Source organism: Fortiea contorta PCC 7126, from assembly GCF_000332295.1.
GTDB classification, from domain to species: Bacteria; Cyanobacteriota; Cyanobacteriia; order Cyanobacteriales; family Nostocaceae; genus Fortiea; species Fortiea contorta.
Map to the genome: position 1 here is coordinate 5068920 of NZ_KB235930.1, position 20420 is coordinate 5089339.

The window sequence follows — 20420 nt, forward strand, 5'->3', positions numbered from 1 at the left end:
TTTTGCAGACGAGAACGGTGGGAAGGGTGGGGAGGTGGGGAGGTGTGGGAAGGGTGGGAGGTGTGGGAGGTGTGGGAGGTGTGGGAGGTGTGGGAGGTGTGGGAGGTGTGGGAGGTGTGGGAGGTGTGGGGGGTGTGGGGGGTGTGGGGGGTGTGGGAAGGGTGGGAGGTGTGGGAGGTGTGGGAAGGGTGGGAGGTAGCAAGCGTAAGCATAAATTCTTTTTCTCCCCATCACCCCATCACCCCACCTCCCCATCACCCCATCACCCCATCCCCCCATCACCCCATCACCCCATCACCCCACCTCCCCATCACCCCATCACCCCATCACCCCATCACCCCATCACCCCATCACCCCATCACCCCACACTTCCCAACCCTTGATCTAAACTAAACAGGCGAGGAAATCTGCTTTAAGTTGAGCTTCGTCTAAATTGCGACCGATAAAGACGAGCTGATTGTTACGGGTTTCGCTATCTTTCCACGGGCGATCGGGTTTACCATCAAAAAGCATATGCACCCCTTGGAATACGAAGCGGTTATCTTCCCCAGCAATGTGCAGAATACCTTTCATGCGGAAAATATCTGGCCCTTGGGTACGTAGTAACTCGGAGAGCCAAGCGTTTAATTTTTGTCCATCTAAGGCGCCTGCTTCCACAAAAGCCACAGAATAGACGCTTTCGTCATGGACGTGAGCATCTTCGCCGAGGAAATCTGGGTCAATTTCCAAAGCGCGCTCAAGATCAAAAGCTCCCACACCCAACAGTGCATCCATCTCTAATTCTGAGTTGCGGGTACGATAGATTTTAGCGATCGCATTCATTCCCCGAATCCGTTGTTCTAATTCTTCCAATACTTCCGGGGTGACTAAATCTGTTTTATTCAATAAAATCACATCTGCAAAAGCAATCTGTTCTTGAGCTTCGTCTGCATCCCAATGTTGCCAAATATGCTTGGCGTCTACAACTGTCACCACAGCATCAAGGGACAGTTTGTCTTGCATATCTTCATCGACAAAGAACGTCTGAATCACCGGCGCCGGGTCAGCTAGTCCAGTAGTTTCAATGACTAGATGGTCAAATTTATCACGCCGCTTCATCAAATTGCCGATGATGCGAATCAAGTCCCCCCGCACTGTACAACAAATACAGCCGTTGTTCATCTCGAATATTTCTTCATCTGCATCGATAACCAACTGATTATCAATACCCACTTCCCCAAATTCATTGACGATCACAGCAACTTTCTTACCGTGTTCATAAGTCAGGATGTGATTGAGCAGAGTAGTTTTACCGGCTCCGAGATAACCAGTTAAAACGGTTACAGGTACTGAATTCGATGTTTCTGAAGCAATCATAATCTCAAAGCAACTTTGAAAAGTTTGTTGATAATCATTATCCGCCTATGATAGCGCTTGCAAATCTGTCTGCATGGAGAAGGAGGAATTACGCCTCACAAATCACAAATACCTAAAATTTACCAAAAAAAGTCAAGGTTTAAAGCCGAGTAGAATTGTGAGCGTCTTACTTTTCCCTGTTCCCCGTTCCCCGTTCCCTGTTCCCTATTCGCTGTCATTTACACCAAAGCACCTGTCAAAAAGGGTAAAACAGCCTCTGCAACTAGGTTTGGGTATTCTTCATGTAGCCCCAAGGAGCCAGGAATCAAGGTACTTTTGACACCAGGTAGTGCTGCTAAAGCATCCATTTCTGAACGGGATTTGGGGGGAGAAGATTTCCCAATTAATACTAACAGGGGTACTGTCAGCGATCGCCCTAGTTCGAGAAACTCCGATTGTTGGTGTATGGTGTCAATATTACCTGTGACGAACGCTGCAGAACCGAACCTCGCTCCCAGTTGTTGAGTAGTTTGCCATTTCTCGTCAATGAAAGCAGGTGTGACTTTGGCTGCGTCGGCGTAGACATGACGACGATACATAAAACTTAAGAAAGATGGTGTAGTGTTGAGTTGATAGAGAATAGGGCCGATAATTGGCGATCGCACCAAATTTCTCACCATACCTGCTATTTGCTCACTAGCTCCCATTGTCGGTAGAGGGCCGCGCCAAGTTGGCGCCACCAACACAATTTTTGAGAAAGTTGTCGGCTGTTGTTGAGCCAGTTGCAGCACATAACCCGCCGCATGTCCAGCCGCTAATACGACAATTGCTTGATTAAACACAGATTTTATAAAATCTGCTAAAAATTGTTGATACAGCGCCGGACTGTAATCTAAACTAGGGCGATCCGACTCACCAAACCCAGGCCAATCAACAGCCACAACTTGAAAATGGGGAGCCAGTAACTTCGCCAATTCACCCATTTCCCCACGAGTCGAAACACTGCTAAACGCCGGGAGCAGCAAAAGCGGCGCACCTTGTCCCAGAATTTCATAAACCAAGCGCAACTGCTGGGTTTGCCAATTCCAGAGATATTCTTTAACTACTCCACCAAATTTGTCATTGATCATCGGTTCTTTTTTTATTTGTTATTTGTCAATACCAATTACCGATATGCTATTCACTAGCAATATTTAACTTACATTCCAGCGCCTTTTTCTGCATGGTTTTAAAAATATTGTAAAATCCATTGGCGCGGGAAGGGGTCAAGCTCACATTTAAACCAGTAGCTTGAATAAAATCTGGTGTTAGTTGGACAATTTCTGTTGGTGTTAATCCATTCAGCCCTTCAACCAAGAGTGCTAACAATCCTTTGGTTAACTGAGAATCGGAATCACCTTGATATGAAACCTTACCGTCCTCTAGAGCTGCTGTCACATAAACTTGCGAAACACAGCCAGGGACTTTATTTTCTGGTAATTTATCAGATTCTGGAAACTCTTTGAGCTTCTGAGCATACCAAATCAATTGTTCATACCGTCGTTTGGGTTCAGCCACCCTTTGGAAACGTTGAACAATTTTAGCCAGAGCAGGAGGTAAGGAATCTATGGAAGAGGACATAATCGCCGGGGCAATAATTCACTATCACCTTGAGTGTAGATTATCTTGAGAGCGATCGCTCTAGCAACTGCACTCAGTCTATGAGCAATTCATCACCAGCATCAATTAGCTGATTTTATGAAGTAGTAAGAATAACTGTTAAATATTGATGCGAATTCGGCAGGTTTTCTTGAATTTTGTCATCAAATACTTAGATTATATTTGCAATGATTAATAAATATCAGGAGCAAATCAGGTGTTAACTTCGACCTTACTAGCTGCTGCGACCGCGCCCCTACAGTGGAGTCCTACTGTTGCGGTAATTATGATCCTTGCCAATATCGCTGCTATTGCTTTTGGCAAACTGACAATCAAGTATCCCAACGCTGGCCCTGCGCTACCATCACCTAACTTTTTTGGTGGTTTTGGTTTACCCGCTTTACTCGCAACCACCGCCTTTGGTCATGTCTTAGGCGCTGGCGTTATCCTAGGGTTACATAACGTCGGTAGAATCTAGTATTTTACCACACTTCTCTTGCATTTGATGATTCTTTTGTCTCCAGTCGCAAGCCAGAGAATTAACTCTCTGGCTTTTTTATATTTGGTATTTATCGATTAATTTTGATCAAAATTGCATCTTGGCTGGGGATGAAACAGATTTACTGGAGTTGACCTGAAATCCCTTACTAGCACCATAGCTAACAGAGCGGAACTCTACACCATTTGTAGCTGGAGTATAAAGAGTGTAGGTAGCTTCTCCAAAGATGCGTCCCACATTCCCCACGCCAATCACTTGACGGGGGGAGATATTCACAGTTTGGGAAGATACTTGACTATCCAGGGTAGTTAAGCCCGTCGTCAATGAACCTGCTTGGAGTTGATATTGAAAAGCCAAGCCAGAACGCCCACAAAACAAATTATTCGCTTGCATTCTCGATAATCGGTCAAGCATTTGGACAGGGGAAGTAGCCGGAGTCAGTTCCTCACTCACACCTACGGTTGTACCGTGAATTAGTAAACAATCTAATTCAAAGAAACCAAAATCGAGCGATCGCATCCATTGTACCGTCTGACGAGAAACACAACCCCACAGCATCTTAGCTGTATCCCCACCATATCTTCCCATCAGTTCCGGTGCATCCCCAGTCGGCCCTAGACCATGGAGAATCAAACACTGTTCTTCCCACCAACCTTTACAAATCAAGGGTTCCAACTCTCCACCCCTAGGATTTTCCTTCCTCGGCCCCACCAAATCTCCCAAACAAAAGATTTTTTCAGCTTTTTCTTGGTCAATATCTAATAAAACCGCATCCAAGGCTTGATAATTGCCATGAATGCAAGACATAACTGCTATCTTCACTGTATATTTTCCTCTACAAGGATTTGTTTTACTTGCTGTTGATATTGCTCCAACACAAATTCTGACAAATAGCAATCTGCTAAAGTTTGTCTGATTGCAGATTCGTCTAAATCCTGTCCTAAGCGTGTCTGGTCAATGGAGACATTCCCGTTTCCCGGACTAAAATAAATCACATTTTCACTCTTTGCTCTATTCTGCATCTGCTGCGAAATCCAAGTAGTTTTTCCACAGCCAGCAGGGCCAGCAACGACAGTTATTATTGGTACACTCATATACTAATGATAATCATTTTCATGCAATTTGCAATAGTCTATTGTTTGAGACTATTAGCAGAAATGGCAAGATAGATTTAGATGTTTCAGGTGGTATTATGTCTTTCACCATCGAAGACCTGGAGAAAATGCAGTCAGCTTATCCTGACTACCGCATGGAATTAGTTGCTGGGGATATAGTTGTCATGAGTCCGTCAGGTTACGAATCAGAAGAAGTGGGAACCGAATTTGCAGCCTTACTGAGGAATTGGATAAGACCGCGCAAGTTGGGACGTGTAGTAGGTTCTAGCGCCGGGTTTAGATTACCCAATACAGATTTACGTGCTCCGGATGTCTCTTTTATTCGCGCTGAAAGGCTCAAACGTTCCACAGAAGATTACGCAGAGTTGGTTCCTGACTTGGTGGTAGAAGTGAAGTCCAAGACCGATTCTGTCGATAAACTCCGTCAGAAGATTCAAGAATTTATCAGCTTGGGAACGCAAATCGGAATTTTGATTAACCCCAAAACCAGAACTTTGGTAGTCTACCGCGATGGAGAACAGACGGTATTTCAGGATGGTGATGTGCTGACGCTTCCAGATTTACTTCCTGGTTGGGAAGTCGCAATTGCTGATATTTGGTCGCCAGTATTTGAGTAAAAACAAGAGAGGTTAGGGGCTAGGAACTAGGAGCTAGAGGTTAGCTAGGACTTACCTCATGTAATTGAAAACTGCTATCAATGCGAAACTATGGAAATTGACTCTGAAAAAGCTGATGCAATCACTTTGTAAATACCAGATGATATTGTAGTAGAAAAATGTTACTGAAATTATGACTAATCAAGCTCCTATTCCAGTTATTGTCAATGGTGCTGCTGGGAAAATGGGACGAGAAGTGGTGAAAGCTGTAGCCCAAGCACCTGACTTAAACCTTGTAGGCGCAATTGATACTAGTCCCGCACTCCAAGGTGAGGACGCTGGAGAGTTGGCTGGTTTAACCGAACCTTTGGAAGTACCAATCACTAACCAATTAGAGCCAATGTTAGGATATGTGGCTGGCGATAGACAAGGGCCACCAGGGGTGATAGTAGACTTTACCCATCCTGATGCAGTTTATGATAATATTCGCAGTGCGATCGCTTATGGTATCCGTCCAGTAGTTGGAACCACCGGCTTGAGTCCAGAACAGATTCAAGATTTAGCAGATTTTGCCGAAAAAGCTAGCACTGGTTGTTTAATTATTCCTAACTTCTCTATCGGGATGGTACTGTTACAACAAGCTGCTGTCACAGCCTCTCAATATTTTGACCATGTGGAAATTATCGAATTACACCACAACCAAAAAGCTGATGCTCCCAGCGGAACTGCTATTCAAACTGCACAATTACTCGCACAATTGGGTAAAACTTTTAACCCCGCAATTGTCGCCGAAACCGAGAAAATTCCCGGTGCTAGGGGAAGTTTAGCAGACGAAGGAATTCGCATTCATAGCATCCGTCTACCAGGACTGATTGCTCATCAAGAAGTAATTTTTGGTGCAGCGGGTCAGATTTATACTTTACGACATGATACCAGCGATCGCTCCTGTTACATGCCAGGAGTTTTACTAGCGATTCGTAAAGTCTTACAGCTAAAGTCGTTAATATATGGATTAGAAAAGATCCTTTAAACTTAAATTCACTACTCACCACTAATGTTAGTTCCTCTGACACGCCAAAAATTTGAACAAGTTATTCCCCTGATAGCTACTGGCCCCCAGTATAAGTACTACTGGGGAAAGTTTTCAAATTTTATTCAACGGTTATTAATCTCTGTGGTGGCTGTAGTAGTGATTTTAATCGTGAAAACTCTGTTTAATCTGGAGTTTGGCTCCATAGTTTTTGTATTTGGAGTCATGGCCGCTTTTTATTGGTTATGGTATCCAGTATTTCAAGCCAGTCTCCGCAACGCTAAATGCCGTCGTTATAAATACAGCGGCTTTTTTCGCGGCAGAGTGTTAGACTGGTGGATCACAGATCAATTAGTCGGCAAACAAGAAACCGTCAACAGCAAAGGTGACTTAGTAATTGTCGAGAACCGAGAAAAACGGATTAACTTAGAAATAGGCGATGACACAGGGTTTAGTATTGAGTTTGATGCACCACTACGTCCTAATCACAAAGTCATTGCTCGTGGTCAAATCGCCGAAATGGTGGTCATGTCCAATCGTGCAGATTTAAGCGCCATTGGAGAGTTCACTGATATCTACATTCCTAGCCGTGATCTGTGGGTCAGCGATTATCCTTATATCAGGCAAGATTTTTTTAATGAAGTCAGTCGCCGTTTGCGCCCAGACCAGCAAGATAGACCGCGCCGACGTCGCCGTAGAGTAGAAGATTAAAGTGCTACCGAGAAGAAAATAACTGATTACCGCTACCTACAGTACTCGGTAATTAAAAATAGTTAGCCAACATACATTTCACTAAATGCTTACCTATTCTTAAACTACCACCATTAGAGTAACAAAAGATAACAGAATAATTGTTGTCTATTTAACTTACTGATGGAGCTAGTGTAATACATCAAACTAAATAAATCATACATTTTACCTTTTGTATAGCCTCTCGAAGCAAAGGCAAGAGTGTTGTTACTAGTCTTTGTAGCAAAATACAATAAAAATGCTACGATGACAGTGTATACAGTATCATCTGTATCATCGTCTTAAGACACTAAACTGCAAACTTAGTACCTTTGCAAGTGTTGCTTCAGGGCATTAACCGCTAATTATGCCAAGGCATGGAAAGCGAATAGTAGTTATGCGACCGCTCGCTAAAAGTTATCCTCGATGGTTTAAACCATGTTATGGCGTGCCACCGTTAACCATCTAACTAAAAATATCAGGGTTATTGAGATCAAGTTAGTCCTACACCGATAAGTCGGCAATACCGAGCAAATACATCGCAGGAGACATAAACTATGACCCGATAAACCAATCATTAGCATACGATCAACCACTGCACTTGATCAAAAAATGTATGGGTAATGACAGATTTTTGTAGTGGAAAGTTCAACAATGCAGTAAAAAGCATCACTGGTAACAAGTGTAAAACAGTGAAATTATCTGGTTTACCAAGTAACAATACCAGCATGTGAATGCTTACTATCAGCAAAAGTGCAAAACCAAAGCAAGTTATTGCAATCATCAATAGCAAATAAGATTCATGTCCATACAACAATAAAAGAGGTGAACCATATCTGCAAAAACTGATAACCATAAGCATTGTCCTGCACTCACGACTGTGAGCATCACCAGTTCAGATGTAAAGGTTGTTGAAAACTGTTGGGCGTATTGAAAATAATTATCAATTATTGTAGAATCGGATCCATGTAGTACCAGAGCCTTATGCTTTGGCTGGTGTGTAAGGAATAACAGACAAACCCATAGAGTAAGTCAAGGTTTCCTATATGTAAATATCTAATTCGACCTCTGACGTCGTTAGAATGCTAACGACATTGATGTTAGTAAACGTAGTCTTTTAATGAACTTTACTTTGGTAAAGCCTTAGCTAATCTTTAACTTACAAGACTTACTGATGTTCTAACATCTACCTTTTGGGTTAATTGTCAGATATACAAACCCTAATTCGGCTGGAGGTATTCACCCGTAGTGAATTAACACAATATCACCGACGAGTACATTTCAAACATTTCTACCTCATTAAACCCATATTTATGATACATTCCACAAATCATGTACCCAACCCTTCCACCACCCTAAATAACCCCGCTCAGACTACACAGTTACCCCAAAGGTTGTTTACTCGTAGGGAAGTAATTCCCCAACGTCATGACGTACTGTGGCGGATTGAGCGTGGAGCAGTTCGCACCTTAACTTGGGGTGAAGATGGTACATTTATTACATTAGGTTATTGGGGCGCAGGCGACATCATTGGCTACCCACTATCCAAAGTCAAACCTTACCAAATAGAATGCTTAACGAGTGTCGAGGCGAGTGCGATTCCTCCTCATCTGTGGCACCAAGACGTAGACGCTTTATTGACACACATCCAACAAGCAGAGGAGCTTCTGAGCATAGTACATCGCAAGCCGATTTCCCTACGTTTGTGGCAATTCTTGGTATGGTTAAGTGAAAAGTTTGGTCGTGACGTAGAACAGGGCAAGTTAATTGACCTCAATGTCACACATCAAGAAATGGCAGAAGTGTTAAACACAACGAGAGTAACTGTAACCCGGTTGCTACAACAATTTGAAGAAGAAGGAACCCTTTTACGCCACAAACGCCGTATAATTTTAAATCTGCCAAATAAAGCGGCAAAAAAATAATTTCCCAAAATTATAGTGGTTAAATTGCAGCATTTGCCATAAAAACGTAGTAGAATATACGCGGTATTTTTGAGTAAAATCCCTGAGAATAAAAACATTAGGGACTTTATTTTATGAACCGATTAACTAGGTGTGAGTGAGAACTAAAAAAATGACAAAGACTTTTTGGAGACTTGTAAAAGTAAGTCCAGTTGTTCTGGCGGCTACATTCCTTGCTGCTAACAGCGCCTCAGCGGTAGAAGCTCAAGAGAAGATCACAACTGTAGCTCAGTTGTCGCAAGAATCGAATAACATCGGTCAGGTAACTTCCGTTTCTCAGTTCTCCGATGTGCAACCCACAGATTGGGCGTTCCAAGCTTTACAATCTCTAGTTGAGCGCTATGGCTGTATCGCTGGTTATCCCAACGGGACCTATCGTGGAAACCGTGCTCTGACCCGTTATGAATTTGCTGCAGGTTTGAACGCCTGTTTAGACCGGGTTAACGAATTAATTGCGACAGCTACCGCTGACTTGGTAAACAAGCAAGACTTAGCTACCTTACAGCGTTTACAAGAAGAATTTTCCGCTGAATTAGCTACCTTACGCGGTCGCGTTGATGCTTTAGAAGCTCGCACCGCAGAATTAGAAGCTAACCAATTCTCCACCACCACCAAGTTGGTTGGGGAAGCAATCTTCAGCATCTCTCAAGCCTTTGGTGACAGAAGAGCAGTTGCAGATCCAGCTACACCAGTGGCTGGCGATTTTGAAAGCAACGCTGCTTTTGCTAACCGGGTGCGGTTAAGTTTGTTGAGCAGCTTCACAGGTAAAGACCAGTTACAAATTCGGTTGTATGCTGGTAACATCATCTCCAATACTGGTGCAGCTGCCGGTAGTGCTACTAACCAGTTAACTGGTACTAACCAAACCCGCTTGGGTTATGATGGTGACACCACCAACAACGTACAAATTGACAAAATTAACTACGCCTTCAACTTCAGCGATGCAATCCGCGTCAGGATAGAGGCCACCGGTGCGAGACTATATGACAACGTAAATACCTTCAACCCGGACTTCACCAGTTCTGGTAGAGGTGCTCTTTCCCGCTACGGACGTTTTAGCCCCATTTACCGCCAAGGTGCTAACGGTGCTGGTTTAACTGTTACCTTTGCGCCTCAAAATAGCCCCATCTCTTTTAGTGCGGCTTATTTGGCTAATAATGCTAACAACCCTGGATCTGCAACCGGAGTTTTCGATGGTAGCAACACCATCTTCGGTCAGTTAAGCTTCAGACCCAGCCAAGCTTTCAACATTGGTCTGACTTACGCTCGCAGTTACCAAACTACTCCTAACCTGTTTGGTTCCACAGGTAGCTTCCGCGCTAACAATCCTTTCGTTGGTACTCCTCGCGTTGACTCTAACAACTACGGTGTCCAAGCTACCTTCCAACCCAGTTCTAGTTTGACTGTTGGTGGTTGGGCTGGTTACACCACAGCAGATTCGTTGAGTGGCGCCAGAAGAGACGCAGACTTCTTCTACTGGGGTGCGACTCTAGGTGTGAAAGACTTTGGTAGAGAAGGAAACGTTCTGGGTGTGATCTTCGGTCAACCACCCAAGGTAACTGGTGGTAGTGTTGGTAAAGAAAACGGTACTACCTATCATTTAGAAGGTTTATATCGCGTGAGAATCAGCGACAATATCACCGTAACTCCTGGTGTGTTGGTAATCTTCAATCCTGAGAACAACAACAGAAACGATAACATTTACGTTGGTACTCTGCGGACAACCTTCACCTTCTAGATTTGGTGATGCGATCAGTGGTAGGGGCGAACGGCCGTTCGCCCTTAGATCATTTCTGGAGATGTCTCTTGACTGATGATTGGAACACAGATGAAACGTTTGGAGATCGCATCATTACCGCCTACAACCCTACAATATTGTAGGCAGTAAATTTATCCTCCTAGTATCCTGCTAGCAATGCATCACGGAGAAAGACATATTGTAGTTCAAAGCCAACCGGTTCGAGCCTAGACCATAACTCTTTTGCTTGAGCAGAAAGTTCATAGTCAGATGGTACTGGAACAATCGTGGAATTTTCCATGCCTTTTGGGGATACAACAAGTTTGAAATCGCGGGACTAGTCCCTCACCTCTTTTCCAAGAAAATTACGTAAGCATTGTAAATTATTGTAAAATCTCAAGTGCATTAACAATCTCAAACAGGAAAAGCTGATTATGGCTCTAGCAGTCGGAACGAATGCACCTGCATTTACCGCCAAAGATACCAACGGTAACACTGTCTCGTTATCTGATTTTGCTGGTAAGACGGTTGTTTTATATTTTTACCCTAAAGATGATACCCCAGGTTGCACTAAACAAGCTTGCAGCTTCCGGGATGCCCAATCTGAATATCAAGGTAAAGATGTTGTCGTGCTGGGAGTGAGCGCCGATGATGAAGCGTCCCATCAAGCATTCACTGCCAAATATAATTTAAATTTTCCCTTACTAGCTGACACAGATAAAAGTCTCATCGCCGCTTACGATGTTGATGGTGGTGGTTATGCCAAGCGCGTCACCTACGTCATCGACCCCAACGGTAAGATTATCCATGTAGACGCTAGTGTTAATACCACAACCCACGCTGGCGATGTTTTAGCGACACTGGGTTTATAGTTTTGCCGATTTCAACGTTGTGGAGACGAGAAATTTCCCGTCTCCACAAAATTTTCATAAGTTTGTTTTCAGCACTTTAGTGCTGACAAATCCAGGACTGAAGTCCTGACACAATGTTAAATAGGGAACTCTTAAGGGGTAACAAGCAACAGAATGTTTCAAACGGGGATTTATACCCCACCGGAAACTTGCTACTTGATAGTTGTAGAGATACCCAACTCAAGCGAGGTAACTCAAATTGAAAAAACTATTCCCTGTTCCCTATTCCCTATTCCCTATTCCCTTCTTTGATCAGACTACGCTGATTGTGAAGCTTTGTGCTTACGCTTCATCCACAAGCCCATACCAGCAGCAACTGCAGTCGCAGTCATGGTCAAAGGTTCGGGAACAGGTTGAGCGTTCACACTGTTAACACTGAGTGCTCCAGAGCCTGTACCGCCTGAAAATGCGGTGTAATCAGAGAAAAATCCCGTCCCAATACCTGTACCGGTAAAGTTGGGGTTGAATTGAAAAATCAAATTCATCACATCCAACCCTGACGTGTTATAGCCGCTGTTATCGGAGATTAGCATTGTATTGTTATTGATATAGCTATCAACTTGAATCGCACTGCTACTCAGAGTCTTCAAAATATTGTTGGAAGCGTTGCGTAAATTCACCATCCAACTGGTTAAAGGTACGTTGGTATTGCTGGGTAACAGATCTGTATCTACTTCAAAAAACCCATCAAAGGAACCACCTTGCAAGTTTACACTGATTCCATTAGGGTTAGGCCCATCAAAAGGAGATTGGAGTTTTACCGCTGTGTTCTCAAATGTACCGTTGAGAGTGAACGCCTTGATATTAGCAGCATTCGCGGGGGCTGTAGCTACAGCAGCCAGCATACCAACACCAAGAGCTGCGACAGCTGCGGCTTTTTTCAATGATGTCAACATGAGTCGAGTTTCTCCAAATTAAAAATACAACAGTTGAATGAGTGCGATTTGCTAATCAACAGTACGTACAACGCCCACGCTCCGACTTCACAATATATCTACTTAAATAACTGTTTTGAATTGTCGTTGATTTCGCACCTCAGAGCCGCTTTCATTTCCTTAAACCATATTTGTTCGACGGGCGCAAACGAGTTGTGTCTGTTGACCATGGTTTAATGAGGCGAATGTGGCTGCACTGAAACATGATGTCATGTGTAATTGACAAGCGCAATAATTAAGATGTATCGCTTTACACAAAATAAACATAACTGCAAACGTAACAATTGCAACGTCTACAGGTAAAAATGCATTTTTCTCTGGGTAAGATTTCTGGGAATTTTTAATTAAAACTTTACTAAATTACAGGTAATACTGAAAAAGCAGAAGCCATGGGAGTAAAACTGCGGAAATAAAATGCCGATCAAGATAAAATTTAAACTACTGCGATCGCTAAGGGAAAGGCAAACAAATCGATGAAAGACCGCAGACATCACAACAACAAGGGCCATCAGCAAATTCGTACTCACAAAACCTTAAGCCAAGTGCAGCGCATAGCGCAACGTTTAGGAATTCCCTTTACTTTTTTAAAATCGCCGAAAAAGCGTCGGTAACTGGGCGTCGAGAAAGCGATCGCTCGATGGGACAATGAGGATGAGTCTCTTGTGAATCTGTGATGACTAGTATTTCTCAGGCAAAAGCTCTGCTCAATCAACATCGACAGATGTTTCCAGCTTTAGGAAATAAGGCTTATTTTAATTATGGTGGACAAGGGCCTATGCCCCAAGGGGCGCTAGATGCAATTACTGACGCGCAAACTCGCACCCAGGATTTAGGCCCTTTTAGCACTGAGGTGGGTCTTTGGATCGATCAAGAAATTCAAGTCACACGAGAAGCGATCGCTTCTGAGTTACACGTCTCACCCCAAACCATTACACTCACAGAAAATGTTACTGTCGGTTGCAATATCGCTCTTTGGGGTCTTGACTGGCACCCAGGCGACCACATATTATTATCAGACTGTGAGCACCCTGGGGTAATTGCGACTACACAGGAAATCGCTCGCAGATTCGCTGTGGAAGTTACCACCTGTCCCTTGATGGCGACTCTCAATCAAGGCGACCCCGTAGCAGCGATCGCCCGACACCTGCGCCCCCACACGCGCCTTGTGGTATTAAGTCACGTCCTCTGGAACACAGGACAAGTTTTACCTCTTGACAAAATAATTGCAGTATGCAAGCAAAATAACAGTTTACTTCTAGTAGACGCGGCTCAGTCTGTGGGAGCATTGCCCCTCAACTTAACAGAATTAGGCGTAGATTTCTATGCTTTCACCGGTCACAAGTGGTTGTGCGGCCCCGCAGGTGTAGGTGGTTTGTATGTGCACCCAGAAGCCAACGCCAGCTTGCATCCCACATTTATCGGCTTGCGTGGCGTTATTGTTAATAGTGAAGCCCAACCGGTGAATTGGCGTCCAGGTGGGCAAAGATATGAAGTAGCGACATCAGCCTTTCCGTTATATGCTGGGTTGAGAACAGCGATCGCAGTTCATCATCAATGGGGAACACCGCAACAACGCTACGAGCAAATTCTCCATAACAGCGAATATCTGTGGCGACAATTAGCAACATTAGCAAATATCAAATCTCTTTGCACTTCCCCACCCACAAGCGGTATAGTCTCATTCCAAATCCCCAACCAACCCCAAGCCCACACCAAACTAGTACAATTTCTAGAATCACAAAGATTCCTAACTCGAACCATTGCTAACCCCAGTTGTGTCAGAGTTACCGTCCATTACTTAACTTTAGAATCAGAAATTGAGCAATTAATTGCAGTGATGCAAGAGTTTTTTCAATAGCAAAATTTTGTTGTGAAATAGGCGTTGTTAAATGATGGGATAATTTTTGTCTCACGCTTTTAACGCAGTCGTTCCCTAATCCCTATCCCCTATCCCCTGCTATGTGTTATGACAGAACAGATCAAGATTTGCATACCAATTCTTCATTATTTATATGCAACGCCCAACATTATACATAGCAATCACAAACCACGGCTTTGGTCATGCGACACGTACCGCATCTCTCGCCGCAACTATTCAAAAATTATGTCCAGAAGTGTTGTTAATTATGGTGACTACTGCTCCTCGGTGGTTGCTAGAATGTTACATCGAAGGTGATTTTATCCATCGTCCCCGCGCATTCGATTTAGGTGTAGTGCAATCAGATAGTTTGACAATGGATAAAGATGCGACTTTAGCCAAATTGCGAGAAATTAAACAACAACAAAATTCGCTGATTGCTTCAGAAGTAAATTTCATTCGTCAAAATCGTGTCAATCTTATTTTGGCAGATATTCCTTTTCTCGCTTCACTGATAGCTAAAGCTGCAAATATTCCTTGCTGGATGATGAGTAACTTTGGTTGGGACTTGATCTATCGCAGTTGGGGAGGCGAATTTGCTGCGATTGCTGATTGGATTAGTGATTGTTATTCCCAATGCGATCGCTTATTTCGGCTTCCTTTCCATGAACCGATGCAGGCTTTTAATAATATCATCGATGTTGGTTTGACTGGCGGTAATCCCCGTTATTCTGCTGAGGATTTGCGTGAGAAATGGGGTATAACTGCACCCAGAGAAAAGACTATTTTATTAACTTTTGGAGGTTTGGGTTTAGAGGCGATTCCCTATGAAAATTTACGGCAATTTCCAGATTATCAATTCATTGTTTTTGATAAATCTGTGCCTGATTTACCTAATATTTTAAAAATCAATGATGTCAAATACCGCCCTGTAGATTTTATGGCAATTTGTGAGCGAATCATATCTAAACCCGGCTATGGTACTTTTGCAGAAGCCACAAAATTAGATGTACCTGTGGTGACTATTACTCGTGATGATTTTGCCGAAGCGCCTTTCCTCCTCGACGGGATTAGTAATTATAATCAGCACCGAATTCTTTCACCATCGGAGTTTTTTAAAAACAATTGGGACTTTATTTCTCAACCACTCCAACCACCAAAAAAATCTCTAGCGCTGGCTAAAGATGGTAATGAATTTATCGCCAAAGCAGCAATAGAATTCGTATCCTCAACGCTCCATGCTCCTAATTTCCCATAGCATTACCTGCTAAATATGCAGTCGTCCACGCACTTTGAAAATTAAATCCGCCGGTAACGCCATCTATATCTAAAATTTCACCTGCAAAGTATAAACCAGGAATTAACCGACTTTCCATCGTCTTGAAGTTAACTTCTTTGAGATTAACTCCACCACAAGTAACAAATTCTTCTTTGAAAGCGCCTTTACCTTTAATCAAGTATTCTCCTTGAGTGATTTCTTGTAACAGTTGATTTAAGGTTTTGTTAGATATTTCTGCCCAACGCTCCTCTGCAGTTATACCGATGCGGGTGATAATGTATTGCCAGAGGCGATGGGGTAAATCAACACCACGATGCAATGCTATCGGGCGTTTACCCCATTCATTTTTGATAGCTAAGATTTTTTCCCGTACTTGTTCTGATGATAAATCAGGCAACCAATTAACTAGTAATGTAGCTTGATAGTGGCTGTCATGTAAAACTCTTGCGCCCCAAGCCGAAAGCTTCAAAACAGCAGGGCCGCTCATACCCCAGTGGGTGATGAGTAAGGGGCCGTTTTGCTCTAGTTGGGTTTTCCCACCAGCAGACAACTGCAATTGTACTGGGTTCACGCTGACCCCGGCTAAGGCTCTCAGTTTTTGGTCGAGAATATTAAAGGTGAATAGTGAGGGTACAGGCGGTTCGATGTGATGACCCAACTCTTGGAGGATTTTATAACCGCTGATGCTACTTCCTGTCGCTAATAATAAGCGATCGCACTCAATAATTTCTCCGGTTTTGCAAACAATCTCAAACTGATTTTTCCCTCGTTTCACCGAGACAACAGGCGTCCCAATGCGAATTTCTACCCCATTCGTCGCCGCAGTTTTAATCAAACACTCGACAATTGTCTCGGAACTATCGGTAATAGGAAACATTCGCCCGTCGGCTTCGGTTTTTAGCCTGACTCCGCGCTCTGCAAACCAAGTTACCGTATCTTGCGCTTGAAAGCGAGTGAACGCACCCCGCAAAGCCTTACCACCCCGTGGATAATTTTGCACCAACCCTTCAGCTTCAAAGCAAGCGTGAGTCACATTACAGCGACCCCCACCAGAAATCAGCACTTTTGCTAGTGGTTGGCGACTAGCTTCGATGAGAGTGACATGGGCGTGGGGATTAGCTTGAGCACAAGCGATCGCCCCAAAAAATCCCGCCGCTCCGCCCCCAATAACTACAATTCGTAACGATAACAAGTTCAAAAATCTCTCAACAATACCTGAATTTATGAGGATTATAACAATTTGTCATTCAGGGTTGGTATGAGTACTACTTGACAATTACCCACCATCAAGCGCATGTTATAATTATTACGTTGCACTTTACACAAAAAAGATATGTTTTTAGACTGGTTTTCATCAAGCTTTTTCCGACGGCATTTCACAGATAGTTTTATCTTCCTTAAATGATTAGACTTAGTGAAATTACGTTCTTTAAAGTTAAAAATAACACAAACTTAAAACCGTAACCAAGTTTTTTGGACATAACTGAGAATGCCAACAGCGATCGCCCCTAGTAATAATAGCCAGATCACGCCACCGGGAAGAAAAGAGAGCAAACCAAAACCTCTCAACACCCAAACAGCAATACCCATCCCCAAGAGAACACCGAAGACCTGGGTTAATCTGCGATTTAAAGAAGACTGACTCATCAAATTTCCCTTTTAACTTGCATAGTCGTTTGTGTTTGTGCCATTCTAGCTGTTGCCAACGTAATTTTTAATCTAGAACTGTTGCTAATGTGAAAAGTACTTAAAGGTTGAGCCGAATACTCGTAAAAAAAACACAAACTTTTAAGTAAATTCACATAATAATAATCCCAGACTAACTATTTCCGGAAAATTTACCAGTTGGACTGGAACTAGAATTTAATGGGTTGGACTTGATCTGGTCTGGTGGTCAGTAATTTCCACCTTGTGAAACGGATTAGTGGAGGAGTAGAAATCAATATGTCTGCATTTTATAGAACAAACTCAGCAATTCCCGAACCCGAAATCCCCTGGAGCCAAGATGAACAAAAGTTATTGATGCAGGGCGAAATTTTAGTAAAATCAGGAGCACACACCAAATCGGGTGGTGCAGTTACAGCGTGGATGTACGTACCACTGGTGCGATCGCAAGTATGGCAACAACTTACTGATTATCCTCGTTGGGTACAGTATTTTCCTGACATTACCAAAAGCGAAGTTTTACAGAGAGGCGAAGCCAAGCGCCTGTATCAAGCAGCACAAAAAGCCTTTCTATTTTTCACAGCCCAAGTAGAAATTTACCTGAATGTGGTAGAAATCATCGGGCAGCAAATTCAATTTCGCATGGAAAAAGGGACTTTTGAGGACTTTAGAGCCAATTTAGAGCTAAAAGATTGTGGTAACGGCACATTGGTCGCTTATAATGTCCAAGCTACCCCCAATATCCCGATCCCCTCAATTTTCATTCAACAAGCAATGAATTTTGAATTGCCTGCAAATATGCGTAAAATGCGACAAGTGCTTTGTAAGGGTCAATAAAGGCAATGTCACAGGCAAAAGCTATCTTGGAGTTTTGGTTTGGTCATCCCGATGCGCCTGGTTATGGTAAACCACAAGGTTTTTGGTTTAATAAAACACCAGAGTTTGACGAAGAACTGCGTAGCAGATTCCTCAAAGATTACCAAAAAGCAGCCGGGGGTTACTTAGATGATTGGATCGACACACCCGAAACTTGTCTAGCATTGATTATATTGCTGGATCAATTTCCTCGAAATATGTTTCGTGGCACACCTGAAGCTTTTGCAACCGATTGGGAAGCGCTTTCAGCCGCACACCACGCCGTAGCCCAAGGTTACGATCAGGAATTATTACCAGTCCAACGCTGGTTTATTTATCTACCTTTTGAACACAGCGAGAACTTAGATCATCAGCGTCGCTGTGTGGAACTATTTCAGCAAATCAGTCACGATCTTGATAGTGCGGCGGCGATTGATTATGCATTACAGCATTTAGAAATAATACAGCGTTTTGGGCGTTTTCCCCATCGCAATATTATTTTAGGACGTACCTCAACATCAGAGGAAAAAGAATTTTTGCTCAAGCCAAATTCTCTGTTTTAAATAAAAAACTCCACCCACAAAAAAGTGGAGTTTTTGGGCATAGGCTATACCCTATGCCCCATATTAAGACATCTGTCCAACCTGAGAATAACTTTGCTCACCTTCCAGCCAGAGGTGAATTAATTCATTTTCATTAAAGTTATATCCTAAAGTCGCAGCCAAGCTAATAATTTTACTTTTATCCCAATGGTAACTACCAAAGAAACCCTGACGACAACATTTATTATAATATTCCTGATAAATCGCTGGCTCTGATATCAGCAACTCATAAAAAGCGTTAACCTGTGTTAACGACATAACGATTTTGCTCCTTAATTATGATTTTTACCTCTACTAAAAACTACATTGCACTAGTAAGTGATTCCGGCGCGGATGAAATATTCTACCAATTTGCAAAAACTTATTGTAGAGATATGACGCTATTGTTTAGATAAACGAATACGTGGGTAAGGTCACAACAATTTTGTGCCCCCGTAATATTTTCTACTTCACCAAGATACTGAATTGCTACTCGGTGAGATGAGCCAATATATTTTTGTGAATAAAAATTATGCAAACTTGTATGATTATACTAAGTTGCATCAAATAAATTATCTACCAAAAGAAAGATACAAAAGACCCTTGATAATTAACAGACGCAGATGAGCGGACAACTAGTGCTCCAAGACATAACTATCTAAACCAGTCTGAATAAACACCTGAAAAACTTGTTTAAGAGGAGCAGTTTTAATCCGCCGGACAGCTTTAGTAATCTCTATCCACCGCCTTTTTCTTTTACTAGCTTCTGGATAAACTTCACTCACTATTTCCACGGGTAATAAATACATCGAGACTTGATAAATTTTACCCTGCTTGCGATACTCATAAATAGCAAATTCTTCAGTACACACCTGCCCAATTACCCCCGCTTCTTCCCATGCTTCCTTTGCTGCTGATGCTGGTGGACTCATTCCATGAGAAATTCCTCCTTTAGGAATAGCCCAACGCCGGCGATCGCGGGTTGTAATCAACAAGACTTCTACTCTACCATCTTGCACCCGATAAGGAATTACCCCAGATTGCTGAAATACTTTGCAGATTTTTCGACTCATACGATTTAGCTCCTGTAGTCTTATTAATTACTCATTACTGACGCCTATTCGTCAGGAAATTGAGACAGGATGTTGATAAAATAATCTAATCGTAGTTCTAACATAATCCTACCTGCATTTTTTTAAATATACTTGTATGGATAATACATTTTTTAAAAGCTTACATGATTAAAAAAAGTGGTGATTTCTCAAAAATTGGTGGTAAAACTAAAATTAAAGTTGGCAACAATGATTAAAGACGCACTCGTGACTTTAGCATCGACTAATTTTGAGGAGTTGATAAATTTTTATACTCAGTTATTGGAGAAAAAACCAACAACTATCATCCCGAATATCTATGCAGAATTTCAGATTTGTGGGTGGCGATTGGGTATTTTTCAGCCAAAACAAACCCATGCATCTGAATTTGCCAGTAGTAGCACAAGTAAGATAAGTTTGTGTTTAGAGGTGAGTAATTTAGAAAATGCGATCGCCCACCTCACAACCCTAGGTTATCCCCCACCCGGTGAAATCTCCCTTGCTGCTCACGGTAGAGAAATTTACGCCTATGATCCGGATGGGAATCGATTAATTCTACATGAAGCCATCAACAGTGATAGGGTGATGAAGCAGAAATAAC

Annotated in this window: 25 protein-coding genes; 14 read left to right on the top strand and 11 right to left on the bottom strand. The window is 42.7% G+C overall.

The features are described 5' to 3' along the window. Window positions 1-2 precede the first annotated feature (2 nt). Window positions 3-383 carry a hypothetical protein gene (locus MIC7126_RS31600; RefSeq protein WP_154655962.1) on the top strand — a complete coding sequence of 127 codons (381 nt, stop codon included), beginning with the start codon at window positions 3-5 and terminating at the stop codon, window positions 381-383. A 1-nt stretch (window position 384) separates the two neighbouring features. On the opposite strand, the gene MIC7126_RS0123700 is transcribed toward MIC7126_RS31600, so the two are convergent. The 3 genes from MIC7126_RS0123700 to MIC7126_RS0123710 all read right to left on the bottom strand — a co-directional run bounded on the left by MIC7126_RS0123700 (window position 385) and on the right by MIC7126_RS0123710 (window position 2955). Next, the gene (locus MIC7126_RS0123700) at window positions 385-1356 is read right to left on the bottom strand and encodes a CobW family GTP-binding protein (protein ID WP_017655619.1); all 972 of its coding nucleotides are present in this window, start codon (window positions 1354-1356) and stop codon (window positions 385-387) included. A gap of 218 nt (window positions 1357-1574) precedes the next feature. Beyond that, window positions 1575-2465: an alpha/beta fold hydrolase gene (locus tag MIC7126_RS0123705; protein ID WP_017655620.1), complete on the bottom strand. Its 891-nt coding sequence runs from the start codon at window positions 2463-2465 to the stop codon at window positions 1575-1577. A 46-nt stretch (window positions 2466-2511) separates the two neighbouring features. Further along, on the bottom strand, window positions 2512-2955 hold the full coding sequence (locus MIC7126_RS0123710) for a SufE family protein (RefSeq protein ID WP_017655621.1): 444 nt from the start codon (window positions 2953-2955) through the stop codon (window positions 2512-2514). Window positions 2956-3190: 235 nt separating this feature from the next. Here MIC7126_RS0123710 and psaK point away from each other — a divergent pair, with 235 nt between their 5' ends. Then, window positions 3191-3451 carry a photosystem I reaction center subunit PsaK gene (gene psaK, locus MIC7126_RS0123715; protein ID WP_017655622.1) on the top strand — a complete coding sequence of 87 codons (261 nt, stop codon included), beginning with the start codon at window positions 3191-3193 and terminating at the stop codon, window positions 3449-3451. Window positions 3452-3559: 108 nt separating this feature from the next. Here psaK and MIC7126_RS0123720 read toward each other — a convergent pair whose 3' ends face one another. Next, the gene (locus MIC7126_RS0123720; RefSeq protein ID WP_017655623.1) at window positions 3560-4279 is read right to left on the bottom strand and encodes a metallophosphoesterase family protein; all 720 of its coding nucleotides are present in this window, start codon (window positions 4277-4279) and stop codon (window positions 3560-3562) included. Window positions 4280-4290: 11 nt separating this feature from the next. Continuing rightward, entirely contained in the window at window positions 4291-4566 is a 276-nt protein-coding gene (locus MIC7126_RS32345; RefSeq protein WP_017655624.1) for a P-loop NTPase family protein, read from the bottom strand. Between the two features lie 98 nt (window positions 4567-4664). Here MIC7126_RS32345 and MIC7126_RS0123730 point away from each other — a divergent pair, with 98 nt between their 5' ends. The 5 genes from MIC7126_RS0123730 (at window position 4665) to MIC7126_RS0123755 (ending at window position 10644) form a co-directional block, all read left to right on the top strand. Continuing rightward, on the top strand, window positions 4665-5204 hold the full coding sequence (locus MIC7126_RS0123730; protein WP_017655625.1) for a Uma2 family endonuclease: 540 nt from the start codon (window positions 4665-4667) through the stop codon (window positions 5202-5204). Window positions 5205-5376: 172 nt separating this feature from the next. Next, complete coding sequence (gene dapB, locus MIC7126_RS0123735) at window positions 5377-6213, top strand: 4-hydroxy-tetrahydrodipicolinate reductase (protein WP_017655626.1); 837 nt, start codon at window positions 5377-5379, stop codon at window positions 6211-6213. A 24-nt stretch (window positions 6214-6237) separates the two neighbouring features. Further along, the gene (locus MIC7126_RS0123740; RefSeq protein ID WP_017655627.1) at window positions 6238-6924 is read left to right on the top strand and encodes a hypothetical protein; all 687 of its coding nucleotides are present in this window, start codon (window positions 6238-6240) and stop codon (window positions 6922-6924) included. 1331 nt (window positions 6925-8255) lie between these two features. Beyond that, window positions 8256-8867 carry a Crp/Fnr family transcriptional regulator gene (locus MIC7126_RS0123750; protein ID WP_017655629.1) on the top strand — a complete coding sequence of 204 codons (612 nt, stop codon included), beginning with the start codon at window positions 8256-8258 and terminating at the stop codon, window positions 8865-8867. 151 nt (window positions 8868-9018) lie between these two features. Next, window positions 9019-10644 (top strand): iron uptake porin, encoded by a 1626-nt coding sequence (locus tag MIC7126_RS0123755; protein WP_017655630.1) that lies wholly within the window; start codon window positions 9019-9021, stop codon window positions 10642-10644. 160 nt (window positions 10645-10804) lie between these two features. Here the strand turns inward: MIC7126_RS0123755 and MIC7126_RS30770 are convergent, their stop codons facing one another. Further along, window positions 10805-10945, bottom strand: coding sequence for an orange carotenoid protein N-terminal domain-containing protein (locus MIC7126_RS30770; protein ID WP_017655631.1), 141 nt, complete (start codon window positions 10943-10945; stop codon window positions 10805-10807). Window positions 10946-11078: 133 nt separating this feature from the next. On the opposite strand from MIC7126_RS30770, the gene MIC7126_RS0123765 reads away from it, so the two are divergent. Next, window positions 11079-11516 carry a peroxiredoxin gene (locus MIC7126_RS0123765; RefSeq protein ID WP_017655632.1) on the top strand — a complete coding sequence of 146 codons (438 nt, stop codon included), beginning with the start codon at window positions 11079-11081 and terminating at the stop codon, window positions 11514-11516. A gap of 296 nt (window positions 11517-11812) precedes the next feature. Here the strand turns inward: MIC7126_RS0123765 and MIC7126_RS0123770 are convergent, their stop codons facing one another. Continuing rightward, entirely contained in the window at window positions 11813-12451 is a 639-nt protein-coding gene (locus MIC7126_RS0123770; RefSeq protein ID WP_017655633.1) for a PEP-CTERM sorting domain-containing protein, read from the bottom strand. 512 nt (window positions 12452-12963) lie between these two features. On the opposite strand from MIC7126_RS0123770, the gene MIC7126_RS30775 reads away from it, so the two are divergent. The 3 genes from MIC7126_RS30775 to MIC7126_RS0123780 all read left to right on the top strand — a co-directional run bounded on the left by MIC7126_RS30775 (window position 12964) and on the right by MIC7126_RS0123780 (window position 15606). Then, window positions 12964-13101: a hypothetical protein gene (locus tag MIC7126_RS30775; RefSeq protein WP_154655963.1), complete on the top strand. Its 138-nt coding sequence runs from the start codon at window positions 12964-12966 to the stop codon at window positions 13099-13101. Window positions 13102-13163: 62 nt separating this feature from the next. Next, a complete protein-coding gene (locus MIC7126_RS0123775) occupies window positions 13164-14348 on the top strand; it encodes an aminotransferase class V-fold PLP-dependent enzyme (RefSeq protein WP_017655634.1) in 1185 nt (394 codons plus the stop codon). A 154-nt stretch (window positions 14349-14502) separates the two neighbouring features. After that, on the top strand, window positions 14503-15606 hold the full coding sequence (locus MIC7126_RS0123780; RefSeq protein WP_017655635.1) for a glycosyltransferase family protein: 1104 nt from the start codon (window positions 14503-14505) through the stop codon (window positions 15604-15606). On the opposite strand, the gene MIC7126_RS0123785 is transcribed toward MIC7126_RS0123780, so the two are convergent. Together MIC7126_RS0123785 and MIC7126_RS0123790 are read right to left on the bottom strand one after the other, a co-directional pair. Continuing rightward, on the bottom strand, window positions 15593-16819 hold the full coding sequence (locus MIC7126_RS0123785; RefSeq protein WP_026100492.1) for a BaiN/RdsA family NAD(P)/FAD-dependent oxidoreductase: 1227 nt from the start codon (window positions 16817-16819) through the stop codon (window positions 15593-15595). The genes MIC7126_RS0123780 and MIC7126_RS0123785 overlap by 14 nt on opposite strands. 260 nt (window positions 16820-17079) lie before the next feature. After that, window positions 17080-17274: a hypothetical protein gene (locus MIC7126_RS0123790; protein ID WP_017655637.1), complete on the bottom strand. Its 195-nt coding sequence runs from the start codon at window positions 17272-17274 to the stop codon at window positions 17080-17082. 297 nt (window positions 17275-17571) lie between these two features. Between MIC7126_RS0123790 and MIC7126_RS0123795 the strand changes: the two genes are divergently transcribed. Further along, window positions 17572-18129, top strand: a complete 558-nt coding sequence (locus MIC7126_RS0123795; protein WP_017655638.1) for an SRPBCC family protein — start codon at window positions 17572-17574, stop codon at window positions 18127-18129. 5 nt (window positions 18130-18134) lie between these two features. After that, a complete protein-coding gene (locus MIC7126_RS0123800; protein WP_017655639.1) occupies window positions 18135-18710 on the top strand; it encodes a DUF924 family protein in 576 nt (191 codons plus the stop codon). A gap of 63 nt (window positions 18711-18773) precedes the next feature. On the opposite strand, the gene MIC7126_RS0123805 is transcribed toward MIC7126_RS0123800, so the two are convergent. Both MIC7126_RS0123805 and MIC7126_RS0123810 read right to left on the bottom strand, forming a co-directional pair. After that, on the bottom strand, window positions 18774-19007 hold the full coding sequence (locus tag MIC7126_RS0123805) for a Nif11-like leader peptide family natural product precursor (RefSeq protein WP_017655640.1): 234 nt from the start codon (window positions 19005-19007) through the stop codon (window positions 18774-18776). 356 nt (window positions 19008-19363) lie between these two features. Next, window positions 19364-19801, bottom strand: a complete 438-nt coding sequence (locus MIC7126_RS0123810; protein WP_017655641.1) for an NUDIX hydrolase — start codon at window positions 19799-19801, stop codon at window positions 19364-19366. Between the two features lie 228 nt (window positions 19802-20029). On the opposite strand from MIC7126_RS0123810, the gene MIC7126_RS0123815 reads away from it, so the two are divergent. Beyond that, entirely contained in the window at window positions 20030-20419 is a 390-nt protein-coding gene (locus MIC7126_RS0123815) for a VOC family protein (RefSeq protein ID WP_017655642.1), read from the top strand. Window position 20420 lies beyond the last annotated feature (1 nt).

Bases quoted from the DNA above. Each gene is read 5' to 3' on its own strand.
- MIC7126_RS0123780 (WP_017655635.1), top strand. From the start codon at position 14,503: ATGCAACGCCCAACATTATACATAGCAATCACAAACCACGGCTTTGGT.
- MIC7126_RS0123805 (WP_017655640.1), bottom strand. From the start codon at position 19,007: ATGTCGTTAACACAGGTTAACGCTTTTTATGAGTTGCTGATATCAGAG.
- MIC7126_RS0123720 (WP_017655623.1), bottom strand. From the start codon at position 4,279: ATGTCTTGCATTCATGGCAATTATCAAGCCTTGGATGCGGTTTTATTA.
- MIC7126_RS32345 (WP_017655624.1), bottom strand. From the start codon at position 4,566: ATGAGTGTACCAATAATAACTGTCGTTGCTGGCCCTGCTGGCTGTGGA.
- MIC7126_RS0123815 (WP_017655642.1), top strand. From the start codon at position 20,030: ATGATTAAAGACGCACTCGTGACTTTAGCATCGACTAATTTTGAGGAG.
- MIC7126_RS0123810 (WP_017655641.1), bottom strand. From the start codon at position 19,801: ATGAGTCGAAAAATCTGCAAAGTATTTCAGCAATCTGGGGTAATTCCT.
- MIC7126_RS30775 (WP_154655963.1), top strand. From the start codon at position 12,964: ATGAAAGACCGCAGACATCACAACAACAAGGGCCATCAGCAAATTCGT.
- MIC7126_RS0123800 (WP_017655639.1), top strand. From the start codon at position 18,135: ATGTCACAGGCAAAAGCTATCTTGGAGTTTTGGTTTGGTCATCCCGAT.
- MIC7126_RS0123750 (WP_017655629.1), top strand. From the start codon at position 8,256: ATGATACATTCCACAAATCATGTACCCAACCCTTCCACCACCCTAAAT.
- MIC7126_RS0123775 (WP_017655634.1), top strand. From the start codon at position 13,164: ATGACTAGTATTTCTCAGGCAAAAGCTCTGCTCAATCAACATCGACAG.
- MIC7126_RS0123765 (WP_017655632.1), top strand. From the start codon at position 11,079: ATGGCTCTAGCAGTCGGAACGAATGCACCTGCATTTACCGCCAAAGAT.
- MIC7126_RS0123755 (WP_017655630.1), top strand. From the start codon at position 9,019: ATGACAAAGACTTTTTGGAGACTTGTAAAAGTAAGTCCAGTTGTTCTG.
- MIC7126_RS0123740 (WP_017655627.1), top strand. From the start codon at position 6,238: ATGTTAGTTCCTCTGACACGCCAAAAATTTGAACAAGTTATTCCCCTG.
- MIC7126_RS0123770 (WP_017655633.1), bottom strand. From the start codon at position 12,451: ATGTTGACATCATTGAAAAAAGCCGCAGCTGTCGCAGCTCTTGGTGTT.
- dapB (WP_017655626.1), top strand. From the start codon at position 5,377: ATGACTAATCAAGCTCCTATTCCAGTTATTGTCAATGGTGCTGCTGGG.
- MIC7126_RS0123795 (WP_017655638.1), top strand. From the start codon at position 17,572: ATGTCTGCATTTTATAGAACAAACTCAGCAATTCCCGAACCCGAAATC.
- MIC7126_RS0123705 (WP_017655620.1), bottom strand. From the start codon at position 2,465: ATGATCAATGACAAATTTGGTGGAGTAGTTAAAGAATATCTCTGGAAT.
- MIC7126_RS30770 (WP_017655631.1), bottom strand. From the start codon at position 10,945: ATGGAAAATTCCACGATTGTTCCAGTACCATCTGACTATGAACTTTCT.
- MIC7126_RS0123730 (WP_017655625.1), top strand. From the start codon at position 4,665: ATGTCTTTCACCATCGAAGACCTGGAGAAAATGCAGTCAGCTTATCCT.
- MIC7126_RS0123700 (WP_017655619.1), bottom strand. From the start codon at position 1,356: ATGATTGCTTCAGAAACATCGAATTCAGTACCTGTAACCGTTTTAACT.
- MIC7126_RS0123790 (WP_017655637.1), bottom strand. From the start codon at position 17,274: ATGAGTCAGTCTTCTTTAAATCGCAGATTAACCCAGGTCTTCGGTGTT.
- MIC7126_RS0123710 (WP_017655621.1), bottom strand. From the start codon at position 2,955: ATGTCCTCTTCCATAGATTCCTTACCTCCTGCTCTGGCTAAAATTGTT.